The sequence below is a fragment of the Corynebacterium sp. c25Ua_47 genome, assembly GCF_039907205.1.
Taxonomy (GTDB): domain Bacteria; phylum Actinomycetota; class Actinomycetes; order Mycobacteriales; family Mycobacteriaceae; genus Corynebacterium; species Corynebacterium hiratae.
On record NZ_JASBOH010000010.1, the window covers coordinates 1 to 14788 of the forward strand.

Annotated in this window: 13 protein-coding genes; 4 read left to right on the forward strand and 9 right to left on the reverse strand. The window is 64.2% G+C overall.

Features of this window, described 5'->3' with window-relative positions:
* Positions 1-880 (forward strand): HNH endonuclease signature motif containing protein (locus QKE52_RS09770; RefSeq protein ID WP_347948698.1); only part of this gene is annotated, 880 nt, incomplete at its 5' end.
* A gap of 266 nt (positions 881-1146) precedes the next feature.
* Here QKE52_RS09770 and QKE52_RS09775 read toward each other — a convergent pair.
* Genes QKE52_RS09775 through QKE52_RS09805 form a run of 7 tightly spaced genes read right to left on the reverse strand, consistent with a single transcriptional unit; the run spans position 1147 to position 9053 of the window.
* The gene (locus tag QKE52_RS09775) at positions 1147-1893 is read right to left on the reverse strand and encodes a GntR family transcriptional regulator (RefSeq protein WP_347948699.1); all 747 of its coding nucleotides are present in this window, start codon (positions 1891-1893) and stop codon (positions 1147-1149) included.
* Positions 1894-1949: 56 nt separating this feature from the next.
* Positions 1950-2624 (reverse strand): SDR family oxidoreductase, encoded by a 675-nt coding sequence (locus QKE52_RS09780; RefSeq protein WP_347948700.1) that lies wholly within the window; start codon positions 2622-2624, stop codon positions 1950-1952.
* A gap of 18 nt (positions 2625-2642) precedes the next feature.
* The gene (locus tag QKE52_RS09785) at positions 2643-3830 is read right to left on the reverse strand and encodes an alkylhydroperoxidase domain protein (RefSeq protein WP_347948701.1); all 1188 of its coding nucleotides are present in this window, start codon (positions 3828-3830) and stop codon (positions 2643-2645) included.
* Positions 3831-3857: 27 nt separating this feature from the next.
* Entirely contained in the window at positions 3858-5504 is a 1647-nt protein-coding gene (locus QKE52_RS09790) for an ABC transporter ATP-binding protein (RefSeq protein ID WP_046647320.1), read from the reverse strand.
* A 1-nt stretch (position 5505) separates the two neighbouring features.
* Entirely contained in the window at positions 5506-6360 is an 855-nt protein-coding gene (locus tag QKE52_RS09795; RefSeq protein WP_046647321.1) for an ABC transporter permease, read from the reverse strand.
* On the reverse strand, positions 6357-7337 hold the full coding sequence (locus QKE52_RS09800) for an ABC transporter permease (protein WP_293777893.1): 981 nt from the start codon (positions 7335-7337) through the stop codon (positions 6357-6359). Before QKE52_RS09800 ends, QKE52_RS09795 begins: the two co-directional genes overlap by 4 nt.
* Positions 7338-9053: a TIGR04028 family ABC transporter substrate-binding protein gene (locus QKE52_RS09805; protein WP_293777896.1), complete on the reverse strand. Its 1716-nt coding sequence runs from the start codon at positions 9051-9053 to the stop codon at positions 7338-7340.
* A gap of 56 nt (positions 9054-9109) precedes the next feature.
* On the opposite strand from QKE52_RS09805, the gene QKE52_RS09810 reads away from it, so the two are divergent.
* Complete coding sequence (locus tag QKE52_RS09810) at positions 9110-10990, forward strand: FAD/NAD(P)-binding protein (RefSeq protein WP_293777899.1); 1881 nt, start codon at positions 9110-9112, stop codon at positions 10988-10990.
* Between the two features lie 12 nt (positions 10991-11002).
* Here QKE52_RS09810 and QKE52_RS09815 read toward each other — a convergent pair whose 3' ends face one another.
* Positions 11003-12163, reverse strand: coding sequence for a cystathionine gamma-synthase (locus QKE52_RS09815; protein ID WP_347948703.1), 1161 nt, complete (start codon positions 12161-12163; stop codon positions 11003-11005).
* A 115-nt stretch (positions 12164-12278) separates the two neighbouring features.
* Here QKE52_RS09815 and QKE52_RS09820 point away from each other — a divergent pair, with 115 nt between their 5' ends.
* Positions 12279-13280, forward strand: a complete 1002-nt coding sequence (locus QKE52_RS09820; RefSeq protein ID WP_347948704.1) for a mechanosensitive ion channel family protein — start codon at positions 12279-12281, stop codon at positions 13278-13280.
* A 2-nt stretch (positions 13281-13282) separates the two neighbouring features.
* Positions 13283-13672, forward strand: a complete 390-nt coding sequence (locus QKE52_RS09825; protein WP_049155831.1) for a globin — start codon at positions 13283-13285, stop codon at positions 13670-13672.
* Here QKE52_RS09825 and ald read toward each other — a convergent pair.
* Complete coding sequence (gene ald, locus QKE52_RS09830; RefSeq protein WP_347948705.1) at positions 13669-14751, reverse strand: alanine dehydrogenase; 1083 nt, start codon at positions 14749-14751, stop codon at positions 13669-13671. The genes QKE52_RS09825 and ald overlap by 4 nt on opposite strands.
* Positions 14752-14788 lie beyond the last annotated feature (37 nt).

Below are 14788 nucleotides of genomic sequence, written 5' to 3' on the forward strand. Positions count from 1 at the left end.
GGGTACCCTCACACTGATTGAAACCTACGTGTCGAAGGTCAAGAAGACCCTGGATGCATGGAACCTCAGAGCAAAACTCGCCGCTACTCCCGCACACCGCATCCCCACCGTTGCTACCGCACGGCTTAAAGAACTCAAGCGTAAAAGAACCGCCAAACCAGGTGTGCGCATCACCTACCGGGAACAAGGCCCTAACACCCTCTCGATTACCGATGACGCCACCACGATTGCCAACATGCGCGCAGTCCTAGAATCCACCAACACCGACCTGCTTCAAGCCGCCAACGACGTCTTCTTCAACAAAGCCACCGGCACCAAGCCTGCGGTGCGCACCCAAGTCATCGTCACACTGAACGAGTTGGACCAAATCATCAACGGTGACGGGGACGAGATCGAACTCAACCTCACCAACGGTGCGCGCATGACAGGGGCAGAATTCCTCACCCACAAGTTTGCCGAAATCGGGTATGCCACCATCGTCCACCCTGTCGAAGGCCCCATCAATACTTGGCGGCTCGAGCGCGGGGCAAACTTCAAGCAACGCCTTACCCTGCACGCTGAATTCCACACGTGTTCTAGACCAGGGTGCAATAAGCCAGCTGATTACTGCCAAGTGCACCATCTCATCCCTTGGCAGGCTGGTGGCTTTACCAACATCAAGAACTTGACCTTTCTGTGCGCCTACCACAACGGCATTAACGACGATGACCCTTTAAGGCCTACTGGGCGCGGCTACATGTACCGGCTCAACACCGGCGTCAGCTTCATCCCACCCTGGGGTACCCCGATAACCGCGATGCCGGAATACCAAGAAGCAGTCGCCAGACTCGCCGCCGAGCAAACAGGACGACCACCAGACCCGCCACCCGACAGCAGCTAACACCCCGCCACCAAACACAGAGAGGACACCACCAACCACCTCATCGCTCCTTATAACGGTTCGAACCCGTCAGTCGAAGCCACGCTGACGGGGATACCGGCGATCCCTAACCACGATTCACGCGCTTCCCGCCGGGAGTTAAGCCCTTAAAGAACGAAACCCGCCAACCGGAAAATGGTTGACGGGTTTGCTGTCGTGCTCTGATGCAGCTTGAGCAGGCCGAGCCTTGCGGCGGCTGACCGCGTTGGGGCGAAGGCCAGAGGTGGTTAGTCGAGTGCCGGCGTGGGGTCCTTGCCGATGACTACCTCCACCGTGACCGCATCAGGGCGCAGGGTCTCCTCCAGCTGAGCGGCTACGATGCCGCCCTCTGCTTTGACGGTTCGCGTAATACGCAAGACCGGTTGGTTGCGTCCAACGCCCAGGGCTTTCTGCTCCTCCGTGCGCGCGGTCGCGGCCACGAGGGAATCACGCTTAAACACGGGTGCCAGGTCAAGCTCCGTCAATAGTTCAGTCAGCGGCTTCTGCATTTCCTCTTCCGTGAGGTGCGGTGCCAAGGCCTGCGGGATAAGAAGCGTGGAGACCATGATGGGCGATCCTTCAGTCATCTGCACCGTACGGCACTCCCACACGGCATCACCCTCCTCAATCCCAAAGGTGGAGGCGAGGTGCCCGGGTGTTTCAATCAACGCCAACGACAGCACCCGCACCTCAACCTCAAGGCCATGCTCACGCAGCTGGTCGAGGGCGCTGCGCCCGCTCGTCAGGCTCAACGTCGGCGGGGTGGCACGCACGAAGGTGCCACCGGTGCGGCCACGCTTGCGGTCAATGAGACCTTCGATCTGGACGATATCCAGCGCGTGGCGCACCGTCATGCGCGCCACCTTGTATTCCTGGACTAATTCCCGCTCCGTGGGAAAACGGTCACCCGGCTTCAGTTCGCCGGACTCAATTTTGCTCCGCAGCGAATCCGCGATCACCAAATAGGCGGGGCGGCGACGTTGAGAGGTGGACACGCCTCATCACTGTACCGTGCGCTGCGTTTTTCGCATCTTGAGAGAAAACGCGGCTCCTACTTGCGCTGATTCAACTCAATGCGCGGGCGTACGCGGATCTCGGTGAGCTGCGTGGTAGGGCCGGCATCAACGGTGGCGCGGATAGCCTTCGCTACCTCGACTGGGGCGATGACATGCTCCGGGTTGTAGTCCTGCAGGCCCTGCAGCATCGGGGTATCCGTCGGGCCCGGCGCGACGGTAGACACGCGGATGCCGAGCTCGCCGAGGCGGAGGCCGTCGGCAAGCGCGTACAAAGCGTGCTTCGTGGCGGCGTAAATGACGTTGTCACCATATGAGTGGATGCCGGCACCGGAGTTGATGAAGACCGCAAGACCCTCGGCCGCACGCAGCGCGGGCAGAAGCAGGCGGGTCAGCTCGGCTGGTACGTGCACGTTGAGGTCCATCTGCGCACGCCAATCCTCAGGCCTAGCGCTTTCCACCGAGCGCTTATCCGCCCGGGCCGCCGCGTGCACGAGCACATCCACGCGCTCCAGTTCAGAAAGCTCGGTGGGAAGCGCTGAGCCGTCGAGAAGCGACAGCAAGTCGATTTCCACCGGCACGATGTTCTCCGCCTCCGGCAGCTCCCCGGCGCGCCGCCCCAGGGCATACACGCGGTGGTCCCGGGCAAGGTCCTTGATGATCTCCGCGCCCATTCCACCCGTCGCACCAGTTACAACGGCAGTCTTCACCATGGTTGTTCCTCCTTCTCGTTAGCGGAAACGCTTCGGCACATCCGGCTCCCCCAGCGTCAGCATCAGGCGGTTGGCCCAGTTGAAGAACGCGGAGGAATTGATGACGTCGATGATTGCCAGCGTATCGAATCCCACGGCCTCGAGGCGCTCAACGTGGGAGGCGTCGAAGGCAAAGGGAGACTCGGTCAGGGCCAGAGCGGCATCGCGGATGGCGGACCACTGCGCCGAGTCCAGGTCAGCATCTACGCCTTCCTCGAGCAGGCGGTCAACAGCTGCCGCGTCGCCGCCCTCTTCCTTCGCGCGCTGCTGGTGCACCGACGCGCAGTACTCACAGCCGTTGAGGCGTGAGACCACCGTGGCAGCCAGCTCACGCTCGGCGCGGCCGAGACCGCCGTCGGTGTTGTAGAAGATGTCCAGGTCCGTGAGCGTGCGCGCCTTGAGCGCTGCCGGGTCGCGGGCGAGCAGGCGGAAGTACTCCATGTCGATGCGCTCGGGCTTAATCAGCGCATCGCGCTGTGCGTCCGTGAACTCCTCCTTCGGCTGCGGCGGCACCCAGGGCTTCCAGCCCAGCGAGTGCGCCACAAAGCCCTGCGGCTTGGCGACGTCCGGCACCAACGTCCCCTCCCCCGGTACCCACTCCGGGGTCTGGGTGGGACGCGGCACCTCAGTCACGGGCGCGGGCTGTGCAGTACCGGCAAGCACGGAGAGGCCGTGCACCACGCGCAGCTGGAAGGACAGGAAGCTGACCAGCTGCGCCAGCGTCACGATGTCGTCGTTAGACCAGCCGGCCGCCTGCAGGTGACCAATCGCGGCCGGGGAGGCGTCCTTGGGGTGGAAGACCAGCAGGTGGGCGAAGTCAAGGGCGGCGGCGAGGCGCGGTGAGCCCTCGAAAAGCGTGAAGCCGCCATCGATGTACGGGCCGCTGGTGATGCCGCGCTCTACAGCGCGGGCTATCTCGGCGGCGAGCTCCTCCGATTCCTCCGCCAGCAGGTCAGAATAAAAGGCGACGGCAGGAGCCGCCTGATACACGCCCGCAACAAACGTCGCGATAGCGTAGCGCTCCGCATAGCTAAACGTGCCGGGCGCTGAAGGCTCGAGGAGCGCGGCGAAGGAGGCTTGTGCGTTCTCCTTTGCTTCGGGCCGGCGCTCGCGCAGCTGAGCCACGTCTCCCTCAACACCCGCCAACAGGTTTATGATGTCTGCCATGAATTAATCCTTTCGTTTTCGCCCAGGCTACAGGCCCAGGTTGAGGTCGCCGGCGCGGTAGCGCGAGCCGGGGATGGCCTCGATGAGCTTCCGGGTAAACGGTGACTGCGGGTTGCTGAAGACCTCTGCCGTAGGCCCGCACTCCACCTGCTGGCCCTTCGAGAGCACCGATACGGTATCGGAGATTTGGTTGACCACCGCGAGGTCGTGCGAGATGAAAATGTAGGTCAGACCGAGCTCCTCCTGCAGCCGGGCCAGCAGCCGCAGAATCTGGGCCTGCACGGTGACGTCGAGGGCGGAGACTGCCTCGTCGAGGATGACCAGCTCCGGCTCTACAATCATGGCGCGGGCAATCGCCACGCGCTGGCGCTGACCGCCGGAGAGCTCGCGCGGACGGCGGTCGTAGTAGTCCGGGTTCAGCGCCACCAGGTCCAAGAACTCCTTGGCCTTTTCCTTGGCCGCGCTTGCACGCTCCCCCTTCAAATTCCGCAGCGGCTCCGCCACCGTCTGGCCAATCGTCTGCTTGGGGTCCAGGGAGCCATAGGGGTTCTGGTAGACCAGCTGGATGTTGTTGCGCTCTTCGCGCAAGGCCTTACCGCGCAGACCCACGATGTCGCGCCCGCCGACGGTGATGTTGCCCGATGTCGGGGTGTTGAACATGGCGATGCTGCGCCCCGTCGTGGTCTTGCCGGAGCCGGATTCGCCCACGATGGCGTGGGTCGAGCCCTTGGCCACGGTGAAGGAGATGTCATCGACCGCGGTGAAGTCGCCGAAACGCTGGGTCAGGCCCTCGACGCGCACTAGGGGCTCGACCGCCGCGCGGTCAGTGATTGCGTTGGCCTTAGCTGCGGCGCCGGCGTCGGCGACGGTGAGGGAGGGGGCGTCGGCAAGCAGGCGTTTGGTGTAGTCGTGGCGCGGGTTCGTCAGCACCGTGGCGGCTAGGCCCTCCTCGCGCAGCTGGCCGGACTCCATGACCACGACGCGGTCGGCGCGGTCACCGGCCACGGCGAGGTCGTGGGTAATGAAGAGGATGCCCATGCCGAGCTCCGCGCGCATGTCATCGAGGAGGTCGAGGATGATCTTCTGCACGGTGACATCGAGCGCGGAGGTCGGCTCGTCGGCGATGATGAGGTCGGGCTCCAGCGCCACAGCGGCGGCGATGAGCACGCGTTGCTTCATGCCGCCGGACAGCTCGTGCGGGTACTGGTGATAGCGGCGCGCAGGGTCATCGATGCCGACGCGCTCCAGCAACTCCAACGCCTTTGCCTTGCGCTCGGCCGCAGTACCAACCTTGTGGATGCGCAGCCCCTCCTCCACCGAGGCGCCGATGGTCTGGACTGGGTTGAGGGAGTTGTTCGGGTTCTGCGGGATCAGCCCGATGCGTCGCCCACGCAGCTCACGCCACTCGCGGCGACGCAGCGAAGTGATATCGCGGCCATCGAAGGTGATGGTTCCGGCATCGATGGTGGCATTCGAGGGCAGCAAGCCGATGGCTGCCATGGCGGAGGTGGTCTTACCGGAGCCGGACTCGCCCACGATGGCGGTCATCTGCCCCGGATGCACCTCGAGGTTGACGCCTTGCACGGCGGAAACGTCACCACCTGCGGTCGAATAGGACACGTTCAGATCCCGCACGCTGAGCAGGGGCTGCGCTGCATTTTTTATAACAGTCATGTTAGGCCTCCACGGGGAAGTTCTGGGACAGGCGGTTGGCGGACATCACCACGGCGACCAGCGCAATGCCGGGCAGGATGATGAGCCACCAGGCGGTGGCCATGAAGTCGCGGCCCTCGGCGATAATGAGGCCCCATTCCGGAGTGGGTGGCGGGGCGCCGTAGCCCAGGAAGCCGAGGATGGACAGCTGCAGGATCGCGGTGCCGAACTGCAGGGTAGCCAGGGCGATAACCGGAGTGAGTGAATTGGGAAGGATGTGGCGGAAGAGCACGGTGGCGTGGGTGGCGCCAGCGCCGTATGCGGCCTCGATGTAGTCCGAGCTGGCCACGGTGATCACCTGGGAGCGAGCTAGGCGCGCGAAGGTCGCGACCGAGGTCGCGCCGACGGCCACCGCCGCTTGCACGGAGCCGAAGCCCAGCACGATGATGATCGACAGCGACAGCAGGATGCCGGGGATGGACAGCAGCACGTCGACGACGCGCATGAGCACGCTATCCACCGCTCCTCGCAGGGAGCCGGCGAGAAGACCGATCAGCGTCCCGACGACGAGGCCGACAGCCACGGCGATCAGCGCGCCGAGGAGCGACTGGCGAGCACCGTAGACGATGCGCGCGTAGAGATCTCGGCCCACCGCGTCCGTTCCCATGAGGTGGCCGGACTCCCCCGGCGCCAACAGGGCTACGTCGGTGCCCGCGTACGGGTCAGCCGAGGTAAACAGGCTCGGGAACAGGGCGGCCAAGAACGCCACCGCGAGGACGATAATGGCGATGACGGAACCCGGCGCGAGCCATGGGTTGGCCTGCCCCGCGGGAGCGCGGCGCGAGGTTCGCAGGGGTTTGGTGAACGTCACACTCATGAGCGCACCGTCCTTTCTTCAGTGGCGGCAGCGCGGCGTTTCGGGGAACCGGCGCGCAGGCGGGGATCCAGTACCGGGTAGAGCAGATCCACGACGAGGTTGATGATGATGTAGGAAGTTGCGGCGATGAGAACCACCGCCAGCAGCACCGGGGTATCGCGGTTAGCCACCGCTTGGGCCACCATGTAGCCCAAGCCGGTACGGCCGAAGACGGTTTCGGTCACCACGGCACCGCCGACGAGCTCACCAAAGAGCAGGCCCGCCATGGTCAAGGTAGGCAGCAGCGAATTACGCAGGACGGTGCGCCAGAAGATCCAGGACTCCGAGGCACCACGAGAGCGCACCGCCTGGACGAAGGGCCGCGACTGCGTCTCATCAATGGAGCGAATCAGAACCTGGATGAGCGGTGCGGCCATGGGCACGGACAGCGTCAAGGTCGGCAGGATGAGGCCTTCGACAGACCCAGGTTCGATAACGCGCACCCAGCCCAGCTGGAAGGAAAAGAACTGGATGAGCAGGATCGCGATCCAGAAGCCGGGCAGCGAGACCATGAAGGAAGGCAGACCCCGGAAGAAGGAGCCGATGGCGCCGAGACCGGGCAGCGTGGCAAGGAAGGCGACGAATACGGCCACGATGAGTGCCAAGCCGATGGCGCTGATGGCCAGGATGAGGGTGTGGGGAAGGGCGTCGGCAAGCAGCGTAGCCACCGGGGCGCCGGACTGCGTGGAGTTACCAAAGTGCCCGGTGAGGAAGCCGCCCAGGGAGGTGAAGTACTGCACTACAAGCGGCTTGTCGACGCCCATCTCCTCCCGAATAGCCTCAATCTCCGCCTGGGATAGGCCCAGGGCGGGATCGCCGAATCGCGACTGCACGGCATCCGACGGCAACGCCGAGAGAAGCAGGAAGGCCACGGTGTAGGTAATGAGCAGCACGAGGAGGGCCTGTCCGATGCGGCTCAGAATCTGGCGGGTTGTCATTTATTTCTCCTCCTCATTCGATGCTGCGCGCTGCGGCGCGGCGTCGATGCTGACCTCGTAGAACCACGGGCGCGCTACCGATTCCGGGCTAAAGCCAGTGATGCCCGGTCGCACGGCGTAGACCACAGGTTCCTCGAAGAGCGGAAGCACGTAGGCCTGCTCAGTGAGGTAGTCCTGGACCTCTTCCGTGGCCTTGATGCGGCCTTCTTTGTCGGGGGTGTCGAGGACGGCGTCGAGAAGCTCCTGCAGGTGTTCGTCGATGGGATTGCCCTCTGCGTCCTGGTTGAGGAAGGCATCGCGGTTGTTGATGCCGTAGAGCGAGGTGATGACGTCGTAGTCGGCGCGGCCCACCATCGAGTGGTAGATCTGCACCTTGTTGATGTCCTTGGCATCGGCGTTCTGGGTGGCCTGGTCGCCGGCGTTGACCTGGATGCCAATGCCCAGGGCGCGCAGCTGGTCCTGGACCATGGTCATGACTTCCTTGGAGCGCGGCTGTGGCAAGGCGGTGTTGGTGCGCAGGACGAGTCGCTGGCCGTCCTTGACGCGGATGCCGTCGGGGCCGGGCTCCCAGCCGGCCTCGTCGAGGAGGCGCTTGGATTCCTCGGGGTCGAAGGTGTAGGCGGCGGACTGGTCCTTGTAAGCCAGGCCGGTCTCCGCCACGGAGGAGGTGGCCAGCGGGTAAGACCCGGAGAAGAGCACACGGAGGATTTCCTCGCGGTCCACGCCGTGGATGATGGCCTCGCGCACGCGCTTATCTTGCAGCAGCGGGTGGTCGAAACGGAAGGCGAATTGGTTGTTCATGGAGTTGGTACCGCGCGAGACGATGTCAACGCCTTGTTCTTTCAGCAGCGACTCCTGCGGGGCGGAGATCTGGCGGGCGATATCGGCCTGACCGGAGAGAATAGCGCCGGTGCGCACGGATTCCTCGGCGGCGAGGATGTAGTGGACGCCGTCGATCTCCGCGCGCCCCTGGTGCTTGACCGCTGGCGGGGCCCAGTCGTAGTCCTCGCGGGTCTTGAGCTTGAGGTCAGTGCCGATTTCTTCCGATTCCACCACGAAGGGCCCAGAGCCGATGACGTTGATCGCGTTGCCGGGGCCGAAGCCCTCGTTGTCCAAAGCCAGGGTGGAATCGGAGAGCAGCCCGGCGTTGTAGGCGGAGGTGGCCTGGAGGAAACCCGGAGAAGGCTGGGTGAAGTAGAACTTCACGGTGTCCTCGTCCACGACCTCGCCGTGGTCATAGTTGGCGATCTGCTCGGAGCTGGTCAGCGTGCGGGACTTGTCGCCACGACCGAAAAGATCGAAGTTGGCCACGACGTTCTCGGCGGTGAGCGGGGAGCCATCGGAGTAAGTGACGTCGGTGCGAATGTTAAACGTGTATTCCGTGGCATCCTCGTTGACCTCGGGCATCTCCGTGGCGATCCACGGCGAGAGCTCGAGGGTTTCGGGGTCTTGGTAGAGGAGGCGGTCGGTCAGCTGGTTGACCACGCCGCCGTTGGGATAAAAGCCCGCGGCTGGCGGATAGAGCGTGCGGAAGAATTGCGGCTCGAGGTAGGTAAGGACGTTGTCCTCACCGTCCGGCCGGTCCGCAGCAGAGCAGCCCGCTAGGGCCAGGGCTGCTGCCAAGGTGGCGGCGAGTGCGCGTAAGGTTTTCACGGTATTGCTTTCAGAAAGTAGATAGTCGGTGTGCAGTGCGTCTCTGGATTTAACACAACGCATACTGAGCGGTATTATTCCACTAGACAGCACAGTCTAAAAGTTTGAGGTTGATTTATATGCCCGCCATCGCCATCGTCGGGGCCGGCCCGCGTGGTATCTCGCTGGTCGAGCGCCTTGCAGCCCACCTGCGCGCGACCCCCCTTCATTCACCCCTGCGGCTCCACATCATCGACGATGCCCCGCTGGGCGCTGGCCGCATTTGGGATACCGAGCAGACCCGCACGCTGTGCATGAACACCTTGGCCGGCGCGGTCACGTTGTTTACCGAGCCCGGCTCCACGACCACCGCGCCGGTACTTGAAGGCCCCATCCTCTATGAGTGGATCCAGCTTCTGCGCGGCGAGCGCCCCTCCATCTCCCCCGCCAAGCTGGAGCTCTACGATTCCCACCCGCCGCGCGAGGGGCTTGCTGCCTCTTTTGCCGAAGAACTCGCGCAGACCCGCCCGGAATCCAACCCCTCCCGCGCGCTCTACGGCGCCTACCTGGAGTGGGTCTTCGAGGTGGCGCTGGCTCAGCTGCCGGAGAGCGTAGACGTCGTCCAGCACCGCGCCCGCGCACTGTCCGTGGAGGAGCACGGTGAGCAGGACGCCATCGAGCTTTCCGACGGCACCACCGTCACCGCCGACGCCACCGTCCTGGCCTATGGCTGGCAGGTGCCTGCGTTGAACGAATCCGAGCGCGCACTGGCGGAGGCTGCGGATTCCGGCCTGCACTGGGTGCGCCCGGATAACCCCGTGGAGCAGCCGGTATCTGAGGTCCCTGCGGGCGAGAAGGTCCTGGTCCGCGGCCTGGGCATGGGCTTCTTCGATGTCATGGCGCTGCTCACCATCGACCGTGGCGGCGAATTTGTGGAGGATCCCTCCACCCGCTCCGGCCTGCGCTACGAGCCGAACGGCGAGGAACCGCACTTCATCGTCTCCTCCGGCCGCGGCTACCCCTATATCCCGAAGTCGGAGTACCACGCGCTGCCACCGCAGGCCGCGCTGACCCGCTTCCGCGCCGCGGTCGCCGCGCTCGATCCGGAGGCGGAGCTGGACTTCGGCACGCAGCTGCTGCCGCACATCCTGCGCGATGCCTACGCCGAGTACTACGAGAACCAAGCGCGGGTGGCACCGGATGCTCTGCAGCGCCCGCTCGAGGATATCCTCACCACGATCGATTCCACGGAGCTCACCGCCCCGGATCTTCGGGGCATGGCGGACCAGCTGCGCGTCGCGCTCGACGGCGCATCGACTGAGCCGCTCGACCTAGCGCACTGGGCGCACCCGCTGGCGGATTTCAACGGCACGGAGCTGACCGAGTACATCGCCGAGGGCCTCGCCCACGATATCCGGGAGGCCGTCGCCGCCGCCGACTCCCCGCTCAAGTCCGCGCTGTGGGCCATCTCGGCCGCGCGCAAGCCCTCCTCCATCGCCGGCTCGGAAGGCCGGATGACGTGGGAGTCCCGCACCAGCACCTACAAGGAGTTCATGGCCTTCGGGCAGATGGTGGGCTCCGGCCCGCCGCTCTTCCGCACCCGTCAGCTGCTCGCGCTTGTCGACGCCGGCCTCGTCACCTTCCTAGGCCAGCGCCCCCAGCTGGAGATCGGCGAGAAGTTCACGCTGCGCACCGCGCACGGCGAGTCTTCCTCCACCTGGCTGATCGACGCCTGGATGCACTCCCCCGACGTCCGCCGCGCCGGCGATCCACTCGCGGTGTCCCTCAACGGGCGCGTGCGTGCGTTCGTCGACCACGGCCAGGCCACCGGTTCGCCGGAGACGACATGGAACCGCCGCGTGGTCAACCCGGGCGGCGCCGAAGACCCGCGTCTGCATATCGTCGGTATCCCCACCTATTCGCAGTGGCCGGATACCACCATCTCCCCCATGCCGGGCACGGATCCGCTCATGCTGCAGGAGACCGACCGCACGGCCGGCTCGCTGCTCACTTCCCTCTAATCACGCGGCGGTTTAATCCAGGGCGTCGAGGGCCTGCTCCAAGTCCGCGAGCAGGTCATCGATGGACTCGATGCCCACAGAGATGCGCACGAGGTCTGCCGGCGGCACGAGCTCGGAGCCCTCCGCGGAGATGTGCGTCATGTTCTGTGGGTGCTCGATGAGGGACTCCACGCCACCGAGGGACTCAGCCAGCGAGATGAGCTTGGTATTGAGACAAATCTGGCGGGCGTGCTCCTCGCTGTGGAAGCGCACGGACATCATGCCGCCGAAGCCGCGCATCTGCTTCTTAGCCAGCTCGTGGCCCGGGTGCGAGGGCAGGCCCGGGTAGAGCACCTGCTTGACCTCCGGACGGGATTCCAAGAACTCAGCCACGGCCTGCGCATTGGAACAGTGGCGATCCATGCGCACCTCTAAGGTCTTGATACCGCGGGCGGTGAGGTAGGCGTCGAAAGGCGAGGACACCGCACCGACATTGCCTTGGAAGTACAGCAGTCGCTCGTCCATCTCCGCGGAGTTGGTCACGACCGCGCCGCCCAGCACATCCGAGTGGCCGCCCAGGTACTTTGTAGTGGAGTGCAGCACGTGATCCGCGCCCAGCTCCAAAGGGTTCTGCAGGTAGGGCGTGGCGAAGGTGTTGTCGACGACGATCTGGGCGTCGCCAGCCGCCTTGACTGCCTTAGTGACCGCAGCGATATCCGTGATTGTTGTCGCCGGGTTGGTCGGGGTCTCCAGCCAAATCAGCTTGGTGTTCTCCTGCAGCGCCGCCTCTACCGCCGCGGTATCGGCGGTGTTGACGATGGACAGCTCGATGCCCCACTGGCCATAGTCGTGGTGCAGCAAGCGATACATGCCGCCATAGGCATCGTTGCCCAGAATCACGTGGTCACCCGGGCGCACGAGGATGCGGATGAGGGTATCGACTGCCGCCATGCCCGTGGCAAAACAGCGGGCGTAGTCAGCGTTCTCTAGCGCCGCGAGGGTCTTCTCGAGGGAGTGAACGGTGGGGTTGGCCACGCGGCCATACTCGTAGCCGCCGCGCAGCTGCGCGAGGCCATCCTGCTGGAACGTGGTGGAAGCGTAGATCGGTACGTTGATGGATCCCATGTGGGGATCCGGCTGGTAACCGGCATGGATGGAACGAGAGGAAAAGCCAAGAGTGCGGTTGTCAGTCATGAGGCACAAGTCTAGACCAAGCTGTTCAGTCGGGAGAAAGACGAGCTTTTTATATTCAGTTCTCTTCCCTACCATCGGTAAGCGTCAGTCGTGAGCGATAGCAGAAAGGACACACGTGACCAGACCAACCGCATACCTAAGCGCTTCCTCCGAGCCAACCGACGGGGCTGTCGACGCGGTCACCCGCTGGTGGCAAACAGAAAACATGCAGTCCTGGCTCATCGACAAACCCATCGGCATCGCGCTCATCCTCATCGTCGCCATCATCGGCAGCTGGCTGCTGCGCCGACTCATCACCAAGCTGGCTGATAACAGCATCAAGAAGGGCAAGCTCAGCTCGCCGCTCTCCCCGCGCAAAGCGCACAGAACAACCGACAAGGTCCTCGAGCAAACACAGGAGGCTCGGCGCACCTCCCGCATCCAGACGCTCGCCGGGGTGGGCCGCTCCGCGGTCTCCATCTTCGTCTGGGTCTGGGCCGTGCTCGCCATCCTGGACAAGCTCGGCGTCAACGTCGCCCCGCTCGTGGCCTCTGCCGGTGTGGTTGGTGTCGCCCTTGGTTTCGGCGCGCAGGCGTTGGTCAAGGACTTCCTCTCCGGCATCTTCATGCTCATGGAGGACCAGTACGGCATCGGTGACACCATCGACCTCGGCAACGGGGTTTTCGGTGATGTCGAGTCCATCTCCCTGCGCATTACCACCGTCCGCGATATCGACGGCGCGCTGTGGTACGTACGCAACGGCGAAATCCTGCAGGTGGCCAACCATTCCGACCGCTACTCCGTGGCCCGCGTCCAGGTCCCGATTGCGCTGAGCAACGATCCCACGCGAGCAGTCGACGTCATCACGTCCGCAGCCGAGGAGGCCGCCCGCGATCCCGAAATCAAGGACTACATCCTGGCCACGCCCACGGTCAACGGCATGTCCGGCCTTGAGGTCGACCACATGTCCTACCGTGTGTCGGTCAAGACGCTGCCAGGCAAGCAATGGGATGTGCAGCGCGCGATGCAGGCGAAGATCCTCACAGCCATGCACGAAGAGGGGATCACCACCCCCTACCCGCGCGGGATGGCTATCTTTGATCTGGAAGAACCCGGCCTGACGCGAAAGGAAGACTAGACGTGCAGCCAACGAGCGTGTACGAGGCCATTGGCGGAATGGAGACCTTTGAGAAACTCGTCGGTGGTTTCTACGCCCAGGTGCGCGAAGACGATCTCATCGGGCCGATGTACCCCCAGCAAGACTGGGAAGGCGCACAGCAACGCTTGACCTGGTTCCTCGTGCAGTATTGGGGAGGTCCGCAGCTCTTCTCCGAACAGCGCGGCCACCCGCGCCTGCGCATGCGGCATGCGCCCTACCCCATCGACATAGCTGCCCATGATCGCTGGCTCGAACTCATGGGCAACTCCCTGGCGCAGATCGACGAGGACACCATCCCGCCCGCTTACCGCGCCATGATCTGGGACCACATGGAGCGAGTCGCGGCGATGCTCATCAACCGCGCCCCTTAAAGCCCGAAGGCCTCCTTCACCGGCTGGGAGACCAGTTCTCCCCCGCGGGTCATAAGCCCATCGGCCAATCCCGAGAAGCGCTCCACAGCACCGTCGAAGCCGTCGGCAGCCACTGCGCGAATGTAGGGCAGAGTGGCAGAACCCAGCGCACGGGCAGAGGTGTTCGCCACCGCGCCGGGCATATTGGCCACGCAATAGAAGATGGTGTCGTGCACCTTGAAGGTGGGATCGTCGTGGGACGTCTTGCGGGAGTTTTCGAAGCAACCGCCTTGGTCAATGGCGACGTCGACAAGCACTGCCCCCTTCTTCATCCGCTGGACCACGTCTTCGCGCACCAGCTTCGGGGCCGCCGCGCCCGGAACCAGGACTGCACCGATGACCAGATCTGCCTCCAGCAGCTCGGACTCCAGCGCCGCGGGGTCCGAGACAATCGTGCGCACGTTTCCATGGTACTGCTCGTCGAAGCGCTGCAGCACGTGCGGGTCAAGGTCCAGCACGGTTACCTCCGCGCGCAATCCTTGCGCCATCGCCACCGCCGAAGCTCCCACCTGGCCACCACCGATGACGACAACGCGGGCCGGGCGCGTGCCCGGCACACCGGCTACCAGCAATCCGCGCCCGCCCTCAGTAGACAGCAGGTGGTGCGCGCCCTCAGTAACCGCCAGGCGGCCAGCCACCTGGGACATCGGTGTCAGCAGCGGCAGCGTGCCACGGGAATCGGCCACAGTTTCATAGGCCACGGCCGTCGTACCGGCCTTCATGAGCGCTTCCGTCAGCGGGCGATCCGCAGCCAGGTGCAGGTAAGTAAACAGCAGGAGGTCTTCGCGCAGGTAGCCGTACTCGGATTCGAGAGGCTCCTTGACCTTGACCACCATATCCGCCGCCCAGGCCTCCGCAGCGGAAGGGACAATGGTCGCGCCGACGGCTTCATAGTCGGAGTCCGGGAATGAGGCGCCTTCCCCGGCCGCTGTTTCCACCAGGACCTCGTGACCGTCCTTGATCAAGATGTCCGCGGCACTAGGAGTAAGGGCGACGCGGTTTTCGTTGTTCATGATTTCTTTGGGTACAGCAATACGCATGGTGAGAGCCATCTCCTTTTGTTGAAGAAAACTGAAT